Origin of the sequence: Paraburkholderia rhynchosiae, from assembly GCF_002879865.1 — a bacterium.
GTDB classification, from domain to species: Bacteria; Pseudomonadota; Gammaproteobacteria; order Burkholderiales; family Burkholderiaceae; genus Paraburkholderia; species Paraburkholderia rhynchosiae.
The window spans coordinates 156,745-176,168 of the sequence record NZ_PNXY01000005.1 but is presented as its reverse complement, the minus strand read 5'-3'; the positions used below and the strand labels follow the sequence as shown (position 1 = coordinate 176,168).

Here is a 19,424-nt window from a genome sequence, read left to right as displayed (position 1 = left end):
TAACGCACGCTCAACGCAACTGCAACGTAACTTCGATGCAACCGTAACGAAGCCGCCCGCCTCGCGGCTTCCCTAATAACAATATTTCGGATACCCAACGATGTCTCCTTACATTCCGGAATTCATTGGCACCGCACTGATGGTGCTGCTCGGCGACGGCGCTGTCGCGAACGTCCTGCTGGCGCGAACCAAAGGCACGTCAGCGGCCGACGCACACCCACCTCGCGCGCAATGGAATTCGCGGAAAGCGAGGGCGCGGCGCAGGTCGCCCCAAAGCACGTATCATGGCGCTTTCACCCGGCGCGCATGAGCTTGCCCTTCTCTCGCCCACGCGCCTTCGCTTTCCGTTCCTTAAGGCATGATCGACCACCTCATTTGCGACTGCGACGGCGTGCTCGTCGACAGTGAAGTCATTGCTGACCGCGTCATGTTCGAGACGCTCTCCGCCACCTTTCCCGGCCTCGACTTCGAAGCTATCGTGAAGACGGCTTTTGGCCAGCAAACGTCACGCTTTCTCGAAGGCATCGAGAAGTCGTTCGACATCACCCTGCCGGCCGATTTTCTGAACATCATCGAACACCATGTCGAGCTCGCGCTCGCGGCATCGCTTAGCCCGATCAACGGCGTGCGCGACGCTTTGCAACGCGTGACGCTGCCGGTCGCGGTCGTGTCGAACAGTCGGATGACGCGTGTGAACGCTTCCGTGCGACGCGCCGGATTGCAGCAGGTTTTCGGCGAACGCATCTTCAGCGCCGACCAGGTCGCGCGGCCGAAACCGTTTCCCGACGTGTATCTGTTCGCCGCCCAGACGCTCGGCGTCGAGCCATCGCGATGCGTCGTCGTCGAAGACAGCGTGGCGGGTTTGAATGCGGCGCGCGCGGCGGGCATGAAGACGATCGCTTTCGTCGGCGCGAGTCATATTCCCGATGGGTACGCGGAGGCGCTGCGCAACATGGGCATGACGCGCATCATGAAGCACATGGACGAACTGCCCGCGCTGATCGAAGCGGGCATACGCGGTGAGTTCGGCGACGTGCAGTCGTAATCGTCACAGCGAACGCTGCCGAACGCAAAAAGCCGACTGGTTGCGCGCAGTCGGCTTTTCCTTTTTTAGCGGGTTACGGCGTGCGTTGCGTTGCGTTGAGCAGCGCGCGCTGAATCGAGCGCGCCGCGCCGCGCACCTTCTACGACATCAAGCCTCGTCCGCGACGCATTCACGCGCCTGCGCCAACGCCTGGCGAAATTCGACGAGCTCGGCAATGGTCAGCATCGGCAGATTGTGATGTTCAGCGAAGCGTTCGACGTCCGCGCCACGCGTCATCGTGCCGTCGGCGTTCATCAATTCGCACAGTACGCCGGCCGGCTTCAGGCCCGCGAGAATCGCGAGATCCACTGTGCCTTCCGTATGTCCGCGCCGTGCGAGCACACCGCCGGGCATCGCGCGCAACGGGAACACATGACCGGGGCGCACGATGTCGGCGGGCTTCGCGGTATCGGCAATCGCCGCGCGAATCGTCGTCACGCGATCGAGTGCGGACACGCCGGTCGTCACGCCGTCGCGCGCCTCGATCGACACCGTGAACGCGGTGCCATGACGGCTTTCGTTGTTGACGGCCATCGGCGGAAGTTCGAGCGCGCGGATCTTCTCGTCGGGCAGGCACAGGCACACGATGCCGCTGCATTCGCGGATCAGCAGCGCCATGGTTTCGACGGAAAGACGCTCGGCGGACACGATCAGATCGGCTTCGTTCTCGCGGTCGTGGTCGTCTTGCAGGACGACAGCGCGGCCATCGCGCATTGCTTGCAACGCGGCGGCGATACGCGGCGGAACGGGTTCGGTGTCGAGCAGCGGGAGATCGGCGAAGGCATCGTCTGCAATCGTCGACGGAGCAGGAAAAGTAGCAAAGGACATAGTTGAAACGCTCATCGCAAAAGTTGGGCGAGAAACGTTTCAGGGCATTGCAAACAGACAAAGACGCACCGGCGAGCGCCACACACGGCGGCGCTCATGCACCGCTCAAATCTGCGAGCGGCGCCACGGAAACGAACATGACTATCTGCACATCTTCTTCCATCCGGACTATGACCGTCGGCCCTGGCTTCTCACCAGATCTGCTGACCCCGCGGCGGCTTTCCATTCGCTGAAAACCGTACGACTGCGGGCGCTCGCGGGCTCGTCGGCTCACGCTTTCGCGCTGCCGGCATACCGCCGGTGGGGAATTTCACCCCGCCCTGAAGACGCACTGATTGCCGGACAAACCGGCGGGCAAAGCATACAACAGCTGCGCGCGAACTGCAGCGCAACCCCTACTGACCGGACGGGATCTCTGACTGGTCACATCCCGCCGAAGGCATGCGATCAAAGCGGTCCGGCCTCGCGCGCCGTGTCATGCTGGACGGGCACGTTCCAGCGCGGCGGCGTCTCGGCCTTCAACGTCACGCGAAATGCGCGCGCTTCGGTGTCGCCGGGATTGCGCAAGCTGTGCGGTTGATCGGCGTCGAAAACGATTGCGTCGCCCGTGGCAAGCAACTGGCGTTGATCGTGCACGCTGACCTCGAGCGTGCCCTCGCTGACCACGAGGTTCACAGTCGTGCCTGGCGCGCGGCGCGTGCCGGCTTCGGTGTGCAACGGCGCAATGCGCAGCTCGTGAAACTCGGCGGCGGTCGGTTCGTTGTCGGGATAAAGCGGACGAGCCGAATAGCGTCCATTCGAACTGACGACGCGCGACGAGCGCTCCGCCGGCAAGTGCTCGACGCCGTTGGTCGCGTGGCGTCGCAGGAAGGCCGCGACCGACACTTTCAACGCCGCGGCCACCTTGCACAGCACCTTGATGGACGGCACGCTGCGCGCCGATTCGATTTGCGCGAGCATCGCTCGCGACACGCCCGACGCGCGGGCCAAAGCGTCGAGCGACAACTGACGCTCGGCGCGCAAGCGGGCGAGATTCACGCCGACGAGATGTTCCAGTGCATCGAAGGGTTCGGCCGCACGCGGCGGCGCAGCGGGATCAGCCGTAGGATCGCGAACCAGAGCAAGCGGGGAATGCATGATTGCCTCCAGAAGCGCCGCCAAACGGCGGGCAAGCGGTTAGTGGAAGCAAGATAGCATCGCGCCCGGTCGCGCCCAACGAAGTTATCTTCACACTGTTATCAGCATTGCGGAGGGCGTTTCTCGCAAAGCTTTTGCGGTTTTTTCATATGCGGGCGGTGGCGGTTTCCTGGAGACGCCGGCAATCTCGCCTGTACGCGGTGGCGGATCCGGTGGCGGTGGCGGATGCGCACGTTGAGACACCTTCAGAAGCCTTCACACGTTCACACATTCACGCCCGCTCGCGCACCTGCACGCCACGCTGCGCCAACTCCCGGGACGGCGTATCCATGCGCGACGCGAACCACGTCAGCAACAAGGCGGCCACGGTCACTGCCGCCGCGACCCACGGCAATGTATCGAGCGAATGGCCGTGATCGATCACGAGACCACCGAGCCACGCGCCGCCAGCATTGCCGACATTGAACGCGCCGATGTTCAACGTCGACGCAAGATTCGGCGCCTTGGCGGCCTTCTCCACCACACGCATCTGCAGCGGCGGCACCGTCGCGAACGCGGCAATGCCCCAGACGAACACCGTGATCGCCGCGGCCACGGGCGAATGACTCGTGCGCGTGAAGATCGCCATCACGACCGCGAGCGCCACGAGAATGGCCATCAACGAAGGCATCAGCGCGCGGTCCGCGAGCTTGCCGCCCACCGTATTGCCGACCGTGAGTCCTACACCGAACAGCACGAGAATCAGCGTCACGCCACGCGGCGAGAAGCCGCTCACCTGTTCGAGAATCGGCGCGACATAGGTGAACACGACGAACACGCCGCCAAAGCCGAGCACTGTCATCGCTAGCGCGGTCCATACCTGGGGGTCTTTCAGCACGCGCACTTCGTGGCCGAGACCGGCGGGGCCGGAATCGTGGCGATTGGGTACCAGTGCGGTCACGCCCAGGAGCGACAGCACGCCGAACGCGCTGACAATCCAGAACGCCGCGCGCCAGCCGAACTCCTGGCCGACGAACGTGCCGAACGGCACGCCGAGCACGTTTGCGAGCGTGAGGCCGGTGAACATCAGTGCAATCGCGCTCGCGCGCTTCTCAGGCGGCACGAGCGACGCCGCCACGACCGCGCCAATGCCGAAGAACGAGCCATGCGCGAACGACGTCACCACGCGCGCGATCATCAGCACCGAATAGCTCGACGCAACCGCGCACAGCGTATTGCCGACGATGAACACGCCCATCAGCAACTGCAACGCGAGCTTGCGCGGCATTCTGCTCGTGACGACCGCGAGCAGCGGCGCGCCGACCGCAACGCCGAGCGCATAGCCGCTCACCAGCAATCCCGCCGACGGGATCGACACCATCAGATCGCGCGCGACCTCGGGCAGCAAGCCCATGATGACGAACTCGGTGGTTCCGATAGCGAAGGCGCTGATCGCGAGCGCGAGTAATGGAATCGGCATGTTGTTCTCCAGGTTTTACGGTTGAGCGTGCTGCAGCGCCGTCACGAACTCGACGACGACACGCGGCGCCAGCGCCACGAATATCTGCATTGCGGCTTGTTGCGGTCCTATCGGCGGCACTTGCGCAGTCTGATAGTCGACGCCGGTTGCACGCAGGCGCGTGAGCAGCGCCTGCCATTCGGCGGCGCTTTGCAGACGGAACGCGATGTGGTGGATGCGCGGCGCCGCTCTGACCGCCGGGGCCGGAGACGGGGCCGGGTCCGTCGCGTTGACCAGATGGATCACCGCGCGCCCGTCCGCATACAGCCAGTAGCCGTCAACCGAAAACGGCGGACGCGAGCCTTGCGTCAAACCGGCTACATCGACGAAGAAACGCCGGGCGTTGTCGAGGTCGGCGGTGACGATGGTCGCGTGATCGAATTGCATGGTTTCAGGCGGCTGGCGGCACCGCATGATTTTTCGACAAGCGAATTGTCGCGATGCCGCGGTGATTTGATAATTGGCGTAGCATTTGAAGCATTTTCAAATACTATTTGAAACAAACGATGGATAACCTCGGCGACATTCGCCTCTTCGTCGAAGCGGCGCAGCAGGCCAGCCTGTCGGCGGCGGGCCGCAAGATGGGGCTCACGCCCGCCGCCGCGAGCGCGCGTCTCGCGAAGCTCGAAGCCGGGCTAAAAGCGCGCCTGTTTGAGCGCACTACCCGCCAGTTGCGGCTCACCGACGAAGGGCGTCTCTATCTCAACTGCTGCCGCCAGGCGCTGCAATCGCTCGACGACGCGAAAGCCGCGCTGCAAGCCGGGCAAGGCGTGGTGCGCGGCAAGGTGCGCGTGTCGGCGACTTCGGACTTCGGTCGCAATCTGCTGATGCACTGGCTCGACGAATTCAATGCGCTCTATCCCGAAGTGACGTTCGCGCTAACGCTCTCGGACTCGCTGTCGAACCTCGTGCAGGAGGACATCGACCTGGCGATCCGCTTCGGCGTGCCGCAGGACAGCTCGCTCGTGGCGCGCAAGCTGGCGCCGAACCGGCGCGTGCTGTGCGCGTCGCCGGAGTACATCGCGCGCAAGGGCGAGCCGAAAGCCCCCCACGATCTGGCGAATTTCGATTGCATCGTGCTCAGCACCGGTTCCGGACCGGTCAACGAGTGGCGCTTCACGCGCGGCGACGAAGTGCAGCACTACACCGTGCCGGTCGAAACCGCGCGCGAGACCAATGACGGCGCCGTCGCTCGCGAATGGGCGCTGCGCGGCTACGGCATCGTGATCAAGTCGATGTGGGACGTGGAAGCGGACCTGCGCGCCGACGGCCTGAAAATCCTGCTGCCAGAATGGCGTTATCCGGACGCGCCCTTGCACGCGCTGTACCACCGCAATCGTTTCATGGCGCCGCGCGTGCGCGTGCTGCTGGATTTTTTGAGCGAGCGCTTCGCGCGAGTGTCGGACGAACTGGAAACTCTGCTGGGCCTGCCGCCGGCGCCGCCGCGCGCGGAAGCGGACGCGAACGCGAACGCGGGTTGAGAAGCCGGCTGAGAAAGCGGGTTGAGAACCAGGGTTGAAACCAGCCTAAGAAGCGAGGCGCCGAAGCCGTATCGGGCGAAGGGCTATAATATTGCGCTACGTTGCAAGCGTGCGCGGCAAGCGACCACCCGGGCCGCTCGATCCGCCGAAAGCGCCGTCCCGCGGGCTTATCGCACGCTTATCGCACGTTCTTGCATCTCCCTTGACCCTTTATACGACGCCCCCAGGTTAACCACTGCGACCGGCGAAATTCGATGACCAAGAAAGTTTATGTAAAGACCTTTGGCTGCCAGATGAACGAGTACGACTCCGACAAAATGGTCGACGTACTCGGCGCGGCTGAAGGCCTCGTCAAGACAGACACGCCCGAAGACGCGGACGTCATTCTGTTCAACACCTGCTCGGTACGCGAGAAAGCCCAGGAGAAAGTGTTCTCCGATCTCGGCCGCGTGCGCGAGTTGAAAGAAGCGAATCCGAATCTGATCATCGGCGTCGGCGGCTGCGTGGCGAGCCAGGAAGGTGCGGCGATCGTCGCGCGCGCGCCGTATGTCGACCTGGTGTTCGGTCCGCAAACACTGCACCGTCTGCCGCAAATGATCGACAAGCGCCGCGAAAGCGGCCGCGCGCAGGTCGATATCTCGTTCCCGGAAATCGAAAAGTTCGACCACCTGCCGCCGGCTCGCGTGGAAGGCCCGAGCGCGTTCGTGTCGATCATGGAAGGCTGCAGCAAGTACTGCAGCTATTGCGTCGTGCCGTACACGCGCGGCGAAGAAGTGTCGCGTCCACTCGACGACGTGCTGACCGAAATCGCCGGTCTTGCAGACCAGGGCGTGCGCGAAGTCACGCTGCTCGGCCAGAACGTGAACGCCTACCGCGGCGCGCTCACACAAGGTTCGTCGGAAATCGCCGATTTTGCCACGCTGATCGAATACGTCGCAGATATTCCAGGCATTGAACGGATTCGCTACACCACGTCGCATCCGAAGGAATTCACGCAGCGCCTGATCGACACCTACGCGAAGGTGCCGAAGCTGGTCAGCCATTTGCATCTGCCCGTCCAGCACGGCTCCGACCGCATTCTGATGGCAATGAAGCGCGGCTACACCGTGCTCGAATACAAGTCCGTGATCCGCAAGCTGCGCGCGATCCGACCGGATCTCTCGCTTTCGACGGATATGATCGTCGGGTTCCCCGGCGAGACAGAAGAAGACTTCGACAAGATGATGGCGCTCGTGCACGAGATGAAGTACGACACGAGCTTTTCGTTCATCTACAGCCCGCGTCCGGGCACGCCGGCAGCGAATCTGCACGACGACACCCCGCGTGAAGTGAAATTGAAGCGTTTGCAGCACCTCCAGGCCACCATCGAAGAAAACGTGCAGCGCATCAGCGATTCGATGGTCGGCAAGATCGAGCGCATTCTGGTCGAGCGCCCTGCGCGTAAAGACCCGAACGAACTCGCGGGTCGCACTGAAAACAACCGCGTGGTGAATTTCCCTGCGCCGGTGGCGTCGCATGCCCGGCTGACCGGCCAGATGGTCGACGTGAAAATCGTCAAAGCGTACCCACATTCGCTGCGTGGCGAACTCGTGCTGGTGCACGGCAACGCAGAAAACGGCGCGCCCGCCGTCACGCATTGATTGACGACTGACTCAAAGACGCGGCGCGGCCCGACGCCGCCCGCGTACTGAAACCGACAGGATCGACTCACCGCCTTGAAAACCACTCAGCCGCATCTGGAATTCACCGCTCCGCGCGACGACAACGCGCGGCTCGCCAACCTCTGCGGACCGCTCGACGAAAACCTGCGTCAGATTGAGCAGGCGCTCGATGTGACGCTGCAACGCCGCGGACACCGCATCACGATTCGCGGGCGCGGCTCAAAACTCGCGCTGACCGCGCTCGAAAACTTCTATAACAACGCGCGCGATCCCCTGTCGGTCGACGACATCCAGCTCGCGCTCGTCGAGGTGCGCCACCCGGCGCGGCATCGCACGAACGGCAACGGCAACGGCAATGGCGACGAAGCGGGCGAGCCGGGCTTCCCGGGCAATCCCGACCATCCCTTCGATCAACCCGCTGACAGCGGCGAAGACGATCTCGAGGAACTCGGCCCGAAGCTATACACGCGGCGCGCCGATCTGCGCGGCCGCACGCCCGCGCAGCGCGATTATTTAAAGCAGATCATCTCGCACGACGTCACGTTCGGCGTGGGTCCGGCCGGCACGGGCAAGACCTATCTCGCGGTCGCCTGCGCGGTGGACGCGCTGGAGCGCGACCAGGTCAAACGCATCGTGCTGACGCGGCCGGCCGTCGAAGCGGGCGAGCGTCTCGGCTTCCTGCCGGGCGATCTCGCGCAGAAGGTCGATCCGTATCTGCGTCCGCTCTACGACGCGCTCTACGACCTGCTCGGCTTCGACAAAACCGCGAAGATGTTCGAGCGACAGATGATCGAAATCGCGCCGCTCGCGTATATGCGCGGCCGCACGCTCAATCACGCGTTCATCATTCTGGACGAGGCGCAGAACACCACGCCCGAGCAGATGAAAATGTTCCTCACGCGGATCGGCTTCGGCTCGAAAGCCGTGGTGACCGGCGACACGACGCAGATCGATTTGCCGCGCGGCCACAAGAGCGGGCTTATTGAAGCGCAGCAGGTTCTGTCCGACGTGCGCGGCATTGCGCTCACGCGCTTTACCAGCGCGGACGTGGTGCGGCATCCGCTGGTCGCGCGAATCGTCGAGGCGTACGACGCGCATTCGCAGAAGACCGCCAGTCCGGCGGATTCGCGTTGATGCGGCCGGATGCGCGCCGAGTCGCACTGAAACTGCCGCAGCTCACCCTACGACAGTTGGCGCAAAAACACGCGCCGCATGTCGCGCGACGGACTGCGCAACAAGCCGCGCAATACCTCGCGCATCACTTCGAACAAGCATGAGCCGCACTCCGAAACTGACGCTGAACCTGCAATTCCCGGCCGGCAAGGCATGGCCGGAACATAAGGCGCTGTTGCCGCGCGCCACGGTGGCCGGCTGGGTCAAGGCCGCCCTTTTCGCGGACGGCGAGCTGACCGTACGTTTCGTCGACGCCGAAGAAGGCCGCACGCTGAACCGCACTTACCGCGGCAAGGACTATTCGACCAATGTGCTGACCTTCGCGTACGCGGAATCGGAAGACGATCCTGTGACGGGCGATCTGATCCTGTGCTGCCCGGTCGTCGAGAAAGAAGCGGCCGAGCAGGGCAAGCCGCTCATCGCGCACTACGCGCATCTGCTGGTGCACGGCACGCTCCACGCCCAGGGCTACGACCACGAAGTCGAGGAAGAAGCCGAGGAAATGGAAGCGATCGAAACCGAGATTCTCAGCAAGCTCGGTTTTCCCGACCCTTACCGATAACCGTCGTCAGGACCGACCGTGAGCGCCTTTTCTCCTGATGCCGACACCCCAACGCCCTGCCCGGATTATCCGCCTGCGCTGGGCGAGTCGAGGCTGCTCACGGACGAGGAATTGCGGGCATCGCTCGAATGCTCGCTGCGCGACTGGGACCGTCAGCGCGACTTGTGGCTGTTCGGCTATGGCTCGCTGATCTGGAATCCCGGCCTGCCCACCGTCGAAGCGACACGCTCGAAAGTGCACGGTTATCACCGCGGGCTGTATCTCTGGTCGCGCGTGAACCGGGGCACGCCGGAACAGCCGGGGCTCGTGCTCGCGCTCGATCGCGGCGGCTCCTGCACGGGCATTGCGTTTCGTCTGGCGGCGCAAGGCGCCATGCCGCATCTGGAAGCGCTGTGGCGCCGCGAAATGGCGATGGGTTCATACCGGCCGGCTTGGCTGCCGTGCGTGCTGGCCGATGGACGACGCGTGGATGCACTTGCGTTCGTGATGCGGCGCGACGTGCCCAGCTACACCGGCAAGCTCGGCGACGAGGTCGTCAAAACCGTGTTCGGCTGCGCGCGTGGCCGCTACGGCACGACGCTCGACTACGTGAGCCGCACGGTTCACGCGCTGCGCGAAAGCGGCATGCCCGACCGCGCGCTGGAAGCGCTGCTTGCGCGCTGCTGCGCCCCGGATCGCGAGATCGATTCGGCGGGCGCTGAACTGCGGACGCAGCCGCAAGCGGGCAAACAGGCGGGCGAATAAGCCACTAAATGGCGTCGGCCGCGCGTGCGTTGCCTCGCCGTTTTTTTCTCCGAAACGCTTTTCGCCACGTAATCAGTTAGGATTGACCCATGGTCCGCGCGTTGCGGCGGACCGGTGTCAGCCCGGTTTCATTCATCGCCCGGCCCGGCGGGACACGGTCCTGCCATGTGCGTGGTGTATCCTTAATGCTCTGCAACAGCGCGCCCAGTTTTGCCGGGCGCACTACCATGAACGACACGTATCCCAGTCGACGCCACACCGACAAACCGCAGGAAAAACGCTCGCTACTCGAGCGTCTGACCGATTTCATCTCGCCCGAGCCCGACTCGCGCGCCGAACTCCTTGAAATTCTGCAGGACGCGCACGAGCGCAACCTGATCGACGCCGACTCGCTGTCGATGATCGAAGGCGTGTTCCAGGTCTCCGAACTGAGCGCGCGTGACATCATGGTGCCGCGTGCTCAAATGGACGCGATCAACATCGCGGAGAGTCCCGCCGAATTTATTCCGTACGTGCTGGAAAAAGCGCACTCGCGCTATCCGGTCTACGAAGGCAATCGCGACAACATCATCGGCGTGCTGCTCGCGAAAGACCTGCTGCGCTACTACGCCGAAGAAGAGTTCGACGTGCGCGGCATGCTGCGCCCCGCCGTCTTCATCCCCGAATCAAAGCGGCTTAACGTGCTGCTGCACGACTTTCGCGTGAATCGCAATCACCTCGCGGTGGTGGTCGACGAATACGGCGGCGTGGCCGGCCTGATCACGATCGAGGACGTGCTGGAGCAGATCGTCGGCGACATCGAAGACGAATACGATTTCGACGAAGAAAGCGGCAACATCATCGCCTCGCCGGACGGGCGCTTCCGGGTGCGTGCGCTGACCGAGATCGAGCAGTTCAACGAAGCGTTCGGCACCCGCTATTCAGACGAAGAAGTGGACACGATCGGCGGGCTCGTCACGCATCATTTCGGGCGCGTGCCGCATCGCGGCGAGAAGGTTCGTATCGACGACCTGATCTTCGAAATTCTGCGCGGCGACGCCCGCCAGGTTCACATGCTGCTGGTGCGGCGCGATCCGCTTGCCGGTCAGCGCGAACGCGAAGCGCAGCACGTGCAGACCTGAGCGGCCGCTTGCCTCGCGGCCCGCGCCTCCTCGTCTTGTCTCGCTTTCGAAACTCGTCACTCCACTTGTCACTCCTCACGCCGACCGCGCAACAATGGCCGACCCGATCACTTCCTCTTCGCGTCACGGTGTGAACGCTTCCGCTGCACAGCTCACTCGCGTCCGTACGCTTCCTCGCTGGCACTACCTTGTCGCGCTCGCGGCCGGCGCGGCCAATACGCTGTCGTTCGCTCCGACGCCGCACGGCGGCTGGCTCGAACTCGCGATCTTCGTGTTCTTTTTCGGCTGGCTGACGCGCAGCACCGGCTGGAAGAGTGCCGCGCTGACGGGCGGCGCGTTCGGCTTCGGCAACTTCGTGACCGGTGTGTGGTGGCTGTACGTCAGCATGCATTTTTATGGCGGCATGCCCGCGCCGCTCGCGGGCACGGCGCTCGTGCTGTTTTCTCTTTACCTCGCGCTGTACCCGGCTTTGGCTGCGGGCATCTGGTCGTTCTGCGCCGGCCACGCGCGTAGCGGCGCTTCAAGCATCGATACGCCGTTCTCGCCGACCTGGCATGGCGCGCTGGGTTTCGCGAGCGCGTGGGCTGTGAGCGAATGGTTGCGCGGCACGGTGTTCACCGGCTTTCCGTGGCTCGCGAGCGGCTATGCACAAGTCGACGGTCCGTTGGCAGGGTTCGCGCCGCTGGCGGGCGTGTACGGCGTCGGCTGGATGCTCGCGCTCGTGGCCGCGTTGATCGTGCAGGCGCTTCTGGCGTTGCTGCCGCTCCGGCGCCGTCCGCCCGAACCTCGCGAAGTCACCTCCTCCAGAGGCGCAAGCGTTCGTGGAAGCGTGGCACGGGTTGCGGTGCCGGGCGGCATCGCGCTGGCGCTGATCGCCGCCGGCCTGCTGTTGCCGCTCGCCAAATGGACTGTGCCGGCCAACGCGCCGCTAACCGTGCGTCTGCTGCAAGGCGATGTGAAACAGGAGATGAAGTTCGAGGAAGCGGGCATGCGCGCCGCCATCGACCAGTATCAGCAGATGATTACCGCGAAGCCCGCCGATCTGATCGTCACGCCGGAGACCGCCATTCCCGTGCTGGCGCAGCAGTTGCCGGCGCCGTTCGCGTCGGCGGTGCGCAGCTTTGCTGACTCGACGGGCAGCGCGATTCTGTTCGGCGCGATCGGCGGCTCCGTCACGCCCGAGGGCCGTGTGGTCGACTATACGAACAGCCTGTTCGGCGTCACGCCGGGCACACGCGGCATCTACCGTTACGACAAGCATCACCTCGTGCCGTTCGGGGAATTCGTGCCGTGGGGCTTTCGCTGGTTCGTCAATCTGATGAACATTCCGCTCGGTGATTTCGCGCGCGGCGGCCCGGTGCAGAAACCGTTCGTCGTCCACAATCAGCCGGTCGCGGTCGACATCTGCTACGAGGACATTTTCGGCGAAGAGATCGCGCGGACCATCCGCGAGAGCGATACGCCAGCGGGCGTATTGATCAACTCGACTAATCTCGCCTGGTTCGGCAACACCATCGCACTCGACCAGCACTTGCAGATAGCGCGCATGCGCTCGCTCGAAACCGGCCGGCCGATGCTGCGCGCGACCAACACCGGCATGACCGCCGCGATCGACGCAAACGGCAAGGTGCTGGGACGCCTCATGCCCTACACGATCGGTTCGCTCGACATCACGGTGCAAGGCACTGCTGGCAGCACGCCGTATGTGACGAGCGGCAATAACACCGTGCTGGCCGTTTCGTTACTGCTGCTGGCTTTTGGTTTTGCATTTGGGCCGGGTATTGCACGGCGCAAGAATGGCGATCAAAGCAGCAATCAATAAGCCCCCCGATAAGCCCCAATAAACCCAATGACCCGCATTAAAAAACGCGCGCCGCGGCATGACCGCGAGCGCGCGTCTATCGAACCACGCAAGCGTTACTGATTCGACGCAATGCGCTGCTGAATATGCTGCGCACGTGCCGGCGACGCCGGATGCGAACTCAACATACTCGATTTTCCGCCATCCATTTGCGCGAGTTTGTTGAATGCGGTCACCAGACCCGAGGGATCGAGTTTCTTCTTTTTCTGCAAATCGAACGAATAATCGTCCGCTGCGCTTTCCTGCGTTTGCGAGAATTGGGCGTTAATCAGCTTTTCGGAGAATTCGCCCAATTGCGAGCCGGACAGCGAGCCGGCAATACCGCCCGCTGAAGACGCCACCGAACGCGCCGCCGACGTCGCATACGCAACCTGCATCGCCTTCTTCGTATGACCGAGCGCCACATGGCCCATTTCATGGCCGACCACGCCGCGCACCTCGCTGTCGTTCATCATGTCCATCAAACCGCTGTAAACGCGCACGCAGCCGTTCGCCATTGCCCATGCATTGACGTCCTTCGTCATGTACACCTTGTAATTCACCGGCGTGCCGTTGATGTTGTCGCCCAACTGCGCGGCAATCTTGTTCAGACGTTGCTGGTACTTGCTGTTGGCCGGCGCGATCTTGTTTTCGCTGTCGAGTTGCACACACGACTTATCGGTCAACGCCCGCACGTCGGCGTCGGTGAGCGTCGCGGCCTGGGTGGCCAACTGTCCGGACTGGATCAGCGCGGAGGGATCCATGTTGCTGACATTGGAGCACGCGGCAAACAGCGAGCAGAAGGAAGCGGCAATAACGAGGCGATACGGTTTCATGGTGAAAGTCTCTTGGTGGTGTTATTCGTTTCGACGGCGCGCTCGATGCACCGCCCATTTGCAATGGCCGCGTATCGGCGCAAAGACGGCCGAATATGTTGATTGCATAACCATTGCCCCAAGCGGCAGACGAAAAAAAAGCGCCTGGCGGAAGGCGCTTTTTACCACAAATGAAAGCCTTAATTCATGACACTGAAAGACTGATTAACGCAATTTTGCAAATTTGCCACAATTGCGAGCATGTTTATATCCAGCGCTTCAATCAGTTAGCTGGCACGGTATCAATAAACGACTGACGCAGCGAAAGTTTCTGAAAATGCTTGTCGAGGTTCGGATGCGGCTCGCGCCAATTCAGTTCCGGCATGCGGAAGTCGAGATAACCCAATGCGCAACCCACCGCGATATCCGCGAGCGTGTAGTGATTGCCCGCGCACCACGGCTTGCTGCCCAATCCTTGCGACATGGCGACGAGCGCTTCGTCGATCTTGCGCTGCTGCCGCGCCACCCATGCGTCGACGCGCTGCTCCGGCGTGCGCTGCGTGCTTTCCAGGCGGATCAGCACGGCTGCGTCCAGCAGGCCGTCGGCGAGCGCTTCCCAGCAACGCACCTCGATGCGCTCGCGCCCGGATTGCGGAATCAGCTTGCCAACCGGCGACAGCGTGTCCACGTACTCGCAGATCACGCGCGAGTCGAACACCGCTTCGCCGTCTTCCATCACGAGGCACGGCACCTTGCCAAGCGGATTGAAGGTGTGAATGCGAGTATCCGACGCCCAGACGTTCTCGGGCACCAGCTCGTAGTCGATCTTCTTGTCGGCCAACACGATGCGCGCTTTGCGCACGAACGGGCTGGCGAGCGAACCGATGAGTTTCATCATTGCCATCTGCCTTTTTCTGAATCCGGCGAAAGTATAAGTGCTTGGCGGCGCGCGCGAGTGCCCCGCGCGCTCTTCGGGAGCCGCGTGCACACTCGCTGTGGATGGATTGCAACATTGCCGCGACTCCAGCCCGCCGTCTAGCCGGCCGAACGGCCAACGCACCGGTCGTTCGGCGCCGGCATCCGCGCAAAATGAGTCCGTGCATTGGGCGCTACAATCGCATGATGAACCAGCCGACCGAACCCACCATCGCCATCGACGTCTACCGCACGCGCCGCGAGCGCGTACTCGCCGCGCTGCGCGCGGCGGGCGGCGGCGTCGCCATCGTGCCGACCGCGCCCGAAGCGCTGCGCAACCGGGACGCCGATTATCCGTACCGGCACGACAGCTACTTCTACTATTTGACCGGCTTTACGGAACCCGAAGCGCTGCTCGTGCTCGATGCGAGCGCCGCATCCGGCGAGCCGGCGTCGATCCTGTTCTGCCGCGAGAAAAACGTCGAGCGCGAGACATGGGAAGGCTTTCGTTTCGGGCCCGACGGCGCGCGCGTGGCGTTCGGATTCGACGCCGCATTTCCGTTCGGCGAGATCGACGCACACCTGCCGCGGCTCCTCGCCGACAAGCCGTCGCTGCACTACGCGCTCGGCGTGTCGGAAACGCTCGACGGACAAGTGCGCGGCTGGCTCGACGCCGTGCGCGCGCAAGGGCGCAGTGGCGTCGCGGCGCCCGCGGCCGCGCGCGATCTGGTGCCGCTCCTCGACGACATGCGGCTCATCAAGGACGACCACGAACTCGCGATCATGCGCCGCGCCGGGCAAATCTCCGCGCAGGCGCACCGCCGGGCGATGGCCGCGTGCCGCCCCGGCGTGCGCGAGTATGAACTCGAAGCGGAGCTGCTCTACACGTTCCGCAAATTCGGTGCGCAGGCGCCCGCTTATACGTCGATCGTCGCGGCCGGCGCTAATGCGTGCGTGCTGCACTACCCGGCTGGCAACGCGATTGCGCAAGATGGCGACCTGATCCTGATCGACGCGGCCTGCGAGCTGGACGGCTACGCATCCGATATCACGCGCACGTTCCCCGCGAGCGGCCGCTTCACGCCAGCACAGCGCGAACTGTATGACATCGTGCTGGCCGCGCAGCAGGCGGCCGTCGATGCCACGCGCGTCGGCGCGACTTTCGACGATCCGCACCAGGCCGCTGTTCGCGTGCTGTCGCAAGGCTTGCTGGATACGGGCATCGTCGACCGCAAGAAGTTGGCTTCCGTCGAGGACGTGATCGCCGAGCGCGCCTACGCGCCGTTCTATATGCACCGCACTGGCCACTGGCTCGGCATGGACGTGCACGATGTCGGCGACTACCGCGAGCGCGGGGCGCCGCGCGACGAAGCGGGCGCGCTGCCGTGGCGCACGTTGCAGGCTTCGATGACGTTGACCATCGAGCCGGGCCTGTACATCCGGCCGGCCGAAGGCGTGCCCGAGCGTTACTGGAACATCGGTATGCGCATCGAGGACGACGCGATCGTCACGCCGACCGGCTGCGAACTGATGACGCGCGACGTGCCGGTGGCCGCCGGCGAGATCGAGGCGCTAATGCAGGAAGCCCGCGCGGCACATGAAACAAGGAAGTAACCCACAATGAACGACGTATCCCAGTCGACGGTGATTCTGAAGCCCGCCGCGTCCGGTCACACATTCGATTTTGACGTGACGATTGTCGGCGCCGGCCCGGTCGGGCTTGCGCTCGCCGGTTGGCTGGCGCGCCGCAGCATGACGCGCGCGCTGAAAATCGGCCTCGTCGATGCGCGCGAGCCGGAAGATTCGATTGCCGATCCGCGCGCCATCGCCGTGTCGCATGGCAGCCGCATGATCCTCGAACCGTTGCGCTGGCCAGCCGACGCCACCGCGATCCAGCGCATCCACGTATCGCAACGCGGACACTTCGGCCGCACTGTGATCGAGCACAGCGAGCACGGCCTGCCCGCGCTCGGCTACGTGTTGCGCTACGGCTCGATCGTCCACGGCCTGGCGGAAGCGGTGCACGCGACGCCGGTGCACTGGTTCCGCTCGACGTCCGCCGCCGCGCCTGTTCAGGAAGATGACGGGGTCACGCTGGCGATTGAAACGGCGGGCGTGACGCGCCGGCTCCGCACGCGCATTCTGGTGAACGCGGAAGGCGGGCTGTTCGGCGATCAGAAAGGTGGGCACGGTAATGGACGCATGGGTGCGGCAACCAGCGCAACCGCGGCGGTCGATGAGAGCGCTGACAGCGACGCAGAAAAAGACGCGGAGCGCGACGCCGGAACCTACACGCGGGCATCCGCGCCGAACGACGCCGGCTTGCCACGCAGCAAACGCTCAGACGAACGTGGCACGCGCGACTACGGCCAGACAGCGCTGGTTGGCACGGTGAGCGTGTCGGCGCCCCAACCGCATGTGGCGTGGGAGCGCTTCACATCGCAAGGTCCGATCGCCTTGCTGCCGACGGGCGGCGTGCGCGGCGCCGATTACGCGCTCGTCTGGTGCTGCTCGCCCGACGAGGCCGCGCGCCGCGCGCAACTCGCCGATGACGAATTCCTCGGCGAACTTGGCACCGCATTCGGCGGCCGCATGGGACGCTTCACGCAGATCAGGGGTCGCGCGTCGTTTCCGTTAGGGCTGAACGCCGTCGATACGCTCGTGAAGGGCCGCGTCGTCGCGATCGGCAATGCAGCGCAAACGCTGCATCCGGTCGCGGGCCAAGGTCTCAATCTCGGCTTGCGCGACGCGCACGCGCTGGCCGACGCATTGTCGGCAGAAGGCCCCACGCCGCTTGCGCTCGCCGCGTTCGCGCAGCGCCGCGCGCTCGACCGGCGCCTGACGATCGGTGCCACCGACACGCTCGCGCGTCTTTTCACCGTCGACTTCGCGCCGCTCCCGATCATGCGCGGCCTCGCGCTGACCGCGCTCGAATTCGTGCCGCCGGTGAAAACCGCGCTTGCGCGTCAAATGATGTTCGGGCAGCGCCGCTGAACGCGCCGCCCGCTTGCGCGGGATGGCGTGGCGGGCGTGGCGCAGCGCTTTCCGTCGCTCAGAAAAGCGTTGCGCAAGCGGTGCAGGTTTCTATGACGCGAACCACTTTCATAGAAGATTTAATGACTTACGACGCCCGCATGTCGGGTGCCGCTTATCCGTTAACGCTAAAATAGCGGTTTTCCCTCGCATTTCGCGAACGCTCCGATTGACAGCATGTGCAATCGGTCGCGCGCGCGTCCACGTCATGCCCATTCTCGGCTCGCACAATCTGCGTAATAACCTGTTCGTCGCGCCCATGGCCGGCGTGACCGACCGGCCGTTCCGGCAGTTGTGCAAACGGCTGGGCGCGGGCTATGCGGTGTCGGAAATGGTCGCGTCTAACGCGCAGTTGTGGAAGAGCGAGAAGACCATGCGCCGCGCGAATCACGCGGGCGAAGTCGAGCCGATCGCCGTGCAGATCGCCGGCGCCGATCCGGCCATGATGGCCGAAGCGGCCCGCTACAACGTGGCGAACGGCGCGCAGATCATCGACATCAACATGGGCTGCCCGGCCAAGAAGGTGTGCAACGTGGCGGCGGGGTCGGCCCTGCTGCAGAACGAGCCGCTCGTGCAGCGCATTGTCGAGGCGGTGGTGGGCGCCGTTGGCGTCGGTCCCGACGCGGTGCCCGTCACGCTGAAGATCCGCACCGGCTGGGATCGTGAGAATAAAAATGCGCTGAACGTCGCGCGTCTCGCCGAAGCCGCCGGTATTTCGATGCTGACCGTGCACGGCCGCACGCGTGCCGACCTGTATCACGGCGACGCCGAATACGAGACCATCGCGGCGGTCAAGGTCGCCGTGCGCATTCCGGTGGTCGCCAACGGCGACATAACGTCGCCGGAAAAAGCGCGCCACGTGCTCGCCGTCACGGGCGCGGACGCCATCATGATTGGCCGCGCGGCGCAGGGGCGCCCGTGGCTATTCCGCGAGATCGAGCATTTCCTGCAAACGGGCGAGTTGCTGCCGCCGCCGCGCATCGACGAAATCCAGCAGGTCATGAACGAGCACCTGGAAGATCACTACGCGTTCTACGGGGAATTTACGGGCGTTCGCACTGCGCGCAAGCACATCGGCTGGTACACTCGCGGCCTTTCCGGCGCCAACGTGTTCCGGCATCGCATGAATACGCTGGATACCACGCGCGAACAACTCCTCGCCGTCAATGAGTTCTTCGACGCACAGAAGGCGATCTCCGACCGCCTCGTCTACGTCGACGAAACAGTTGGCAACCCCGGGCCCGACAACAAGGGCGAGGACCACACCGACCGACTAGCAGCATGAGCAAGAACAATATCGAACAATCTGTCCGCGACAGCCTGGGCATCTATTTCCAGGACCTCGACGGCTCCAATCCGCACGACGTCTATGACATGGTGATTTCGTGCGTGGAAAAACCCCTGCTCGAAGTGGTGCTCGAGCAGGCCGGCGGCAATCAGTCGCTGGCCGCCGAGTATCTCGGCATCAACCGCAATACGCTGCGCAAGAAACTGCAACAGCATGGTTTGTTGTAGCCGGTTGTACCTTGTTG

Annotated in this window: 18 protein-coding genes, 1 pseudogene and 1 riboswitch; of the genes and pseudogenes, 13 read left to right on the top strand and 6 right to left on the bottom strand. The window is 63.9% G+C overall.

Translation table 11 applies throughout. From position 1 onward, the window contains the following. Positions 1-100: 100 nt before the first annotated feature. Positions 101-205: pseudogene (locus C0Z16_RS09165) on the top strand (aquaporin family protein); the annotation flags it as partial. A 153-nt stretch (positions 206-358) separates the two neighbouring features. After that, the gene (locus C0Z16_RS09160) at positions 359-1,045 is read left to right on the top strand and encodes an HAD family hydrolase (RefSeq protein ID WP_102631843.1); all 687 of its coding nucleotides are present in this window, start codon (positions 359-361) and stop codon (positions 1,043-1,045) included. 147 nt (positions 1,046-1,192) lie between these two features. Here the strand turns inward: C0Z16_RS09160 and ribB are convergent, their stop codons facing one another. From ribB to C0Z16_RS09140, 4 genes are all read right to left on the bottom strand, one after another. Beyond that, entirely contained in the window at positions 1,193-1,912 is a 720-nt protein-coding gene (gene ribB / locus C0Z16_RS09155) for a 3,4-dihydroxy-2-butanone-4-phosphate synthase (RefSeq protein ID WP_102631842.1), read from the bottom strand. Positions 1,913-2,059: 147 nt separating this feature from the next. Continuing rightward, positions 2,060-2,244, bottom strand: a riboswitch (FMN riboswitch). 115 nt (positions 2,245-2,359) lie between these two features. Further along, entirely contained in the window at positions 2,360-3,049 is a 690-nt protein-coding gene (locus C0Z16_RS09150; protein ID WP_102631841.1) for a helix-turn-helix domain-containing protein, read from the bottom strand. Positions 3,050-3,320: 271 nt separating this feature from the next. Further along, the gene (locus C0Z16_RS09145) at positions 3,321-4,508 is read right to left on the bottom strand and encodes an MFS transporter (RefSeq protein WP_102631840.1); all 1,188 of its coding nucleotides are present in this window, start codon (positions 4,506-4,508) and stop codon (positions 3,321-3,323) included. Between the two features lie 15 nt (positions 4,509-4,523). After that, on the bottom strand, positions 4,524-4,934 hold the full coding sequence (locus C0Z16_RS09140) for a VOC family protein (protein ID WP_102631839.1): 411 nt from the start codon (positions 4,932-4,934) through the stop codon (positions 4,524-4,526). A 119-nt stretch (positions 4,935-5,053) separates the two neighbouring features. On the opposite strand from C0Z16_RS09140, the gene C0Z16_RS09135 reads away from it, so the two are divergent. The 7 genes from C0Z16_RS09135 to lnt all read left to right on the top strand — a co-directional run bounded on the left by C0Z16_RS09135 (position 5,054) and on the right by lnt (position 13,111). After that, on the top strand, positions 5,054-6,028 hold the full coding sequence (locus C0Z16_RS09135; RefSeq protein ID WP_102631838.1) for a LysR family transcriptional regulator: 975 nt from the start codon (positions 5,054-5,056) through the stop codon (positions 6,026-6,028). Between the two features lie 254 nt (positions 6,029-6,282). Beyond that, positions 6,283-7,668 (top strand): tRNA (N6-isopentenyl adenosine(37)-C2)-methylthiotransferase MiaB, encoded by a 1,386-nt coding sequence (miaB, locus tag C0Z16_RS09130; protein ID WP_102631837.1) that lies wholly within the window; start codon positions 6,283-6,285, stop codon positions 7,666-7,668. 75 nt (positions 7,669-7,743) lie between these two features. Continuing rightward, a complete protein-coding gene (locus tag C0Z16_RS09125) occupies positions 7,744-8,823 on the top strand; it encodes a PhoH family protein (protein WP_102631836.1) in 1,080 nt (359 codons plus the stop codon). Positions 8,824-8,962: 139 nt separating this feature from the next. After that, positions 8,963-9,424 carry an rRNA maturation RNase YbeY gene (gene ybeY, locus C0Z16_RS09120; protein WP_102631835.1) on the top strand — a complete coding sequence of 154 codons (462 nt, stop codon included), beginning with the start codon at positions 8,963-8,965 and terminating at the stop codon, positions 9,422-9,424. A gap of 18 nt (positions 9,425-9,442) precedes the next feature. Further along, entirely contained in the window at positions 9,443-10,168 is a 726-nt protein-coding gene (locus tag C0Z16_RS09115) for a gamma-glutamylcyclotransferase (protein ID WP_102631834.1), read from the top strand. A gap of 227 nt (positions 10,169-10,395) precedes the next feature. Continuing rightward, on the top strand, positions 10,396-11,289 hold the full coding sequence (locus C0Z16_RS09110) for an HlyC/CorC family transporter (RefSeq protein ID WP_102631833.1): 894 nt from the start codon (positions 10,396-10,398) through the stop codon (positions 11,287-11,289). A gap of 94 nt (positions 11,290-11,383) precedes the next feature. Then, complete coding sequence (gene lnt / locus C0Z16_RS09105; RefSeq protein WP_102631832.1) at positions 11,384-13,111, top strand: apolipoprotein N-acyltransferase; 1,728 nt, start codon at positions 11,384-11,386, stop codon at positions 13,109-13,111. Between the two features lie 95 nt (positions 13,112-13,206). On the opposite strand, the gene loiP is transcribed toward lnt, so the two are convergent. Both loiP and C0Z16_RS09095 read right to left on the bottom strand, forming a co-directional pair. Next, positions 13,207-13,965 carry a metalloprotease LoiP gene (loiP, locus tag C0Z16_RS09100; RefSeq protein ID WP_102631831.1) on the bottom strand — a complete coding sequence of 253 codons (759 nt, stop codon included), beginning with the start codon at positions 13,963-13,965 and terminating at the stop codon, positions 13,207-13,209. A gap of 262 nt (positions 13,966-14,227) precedes the next feature. Next, positions 14,228-14,842 carry a glutathione S-transferase C-terminal domain-containing protein gene (locus C0Z16_RS09095; RefSeq protein WP_175130625.1) on the bottom strand — a complete coding sequence of 205 codons (615 nt, stop codon included), beginning with the start codon at positions 14,840-14,842 and terminating at the stop codon, positions 14,228-14,230. A gap of 224 nt (positions 14,843-15,066) precedes the next feature. On the opposite strand from C0Z16_RS09095, the gene C0Z16_RS09090 reads away from it, so the two are divergent. The 4 genes from C0Z16_RS09090 to C0Z16_RS09075 all read left to right on the top strand — a co-directional run bounded on the left by C0Z16_RS09090 (position 15,067) and on the right by C0Z16_RS09075 (position 19,407). Then, positions 15,067-16,473 carry an aminopeptidase P N-terminal domain-containing protein gene (locus C0Z16_RS09090; protein WP_102631994.1) on the top strand — a complete coding sequence of 469 codons (1,407 nt, stop codon included), beginning with the start codon at positions 15,067-15,069 and terminating at the stop codon, positions 16,471-16,473. Between the two features lie 6 nt (positions 16,474-16,479). Continuing rightward, positions 16,480-17,853 carry a UbiH/UbiF/VisC/COQ6 family ubiquinone biosynthesis hydroxylase gene (locus C0Z16_RS09085; RefSeq protein WP_102631829.1) on the top strand — a complete coding sequence of 458 codons (1,374 nt, stop codon included), beginning with the start codon at positions 16,480-16,482 and terminating at the stop codon, positions 17,851-17,853. A gap of 247 nt (positions 17,854-18,100) precedes the next feature. Beyond that, a complete protein-coding gene (dusB, locus tag C0Z16_RS09080) occupies positions 18,101-19,177 on the top strand; it encodes a tRNA dihydrouridine synthase DusB (RefSeq protein WP_102631828.1) in 1,077 nt (358 codons plus the stop codon). Beyond that, the gene (locus tag C0Z16_RS09075; protein WP_006049915.1) at positions 19,174-19,407 is read left to right on the top strand and encodes a Fis family transcriptional regulator; all 234 of its coding nucleotides are present in this window, start codon (positions 19,174-19,176) and stop codon (positions 19,405-19,407) included. Before dusB ends, C0Z16_RS09075 begins: the two co-directional genes overlap by 4 nt. Positions 19,408-19,424 lie beyond the last annotated feature (17 nt).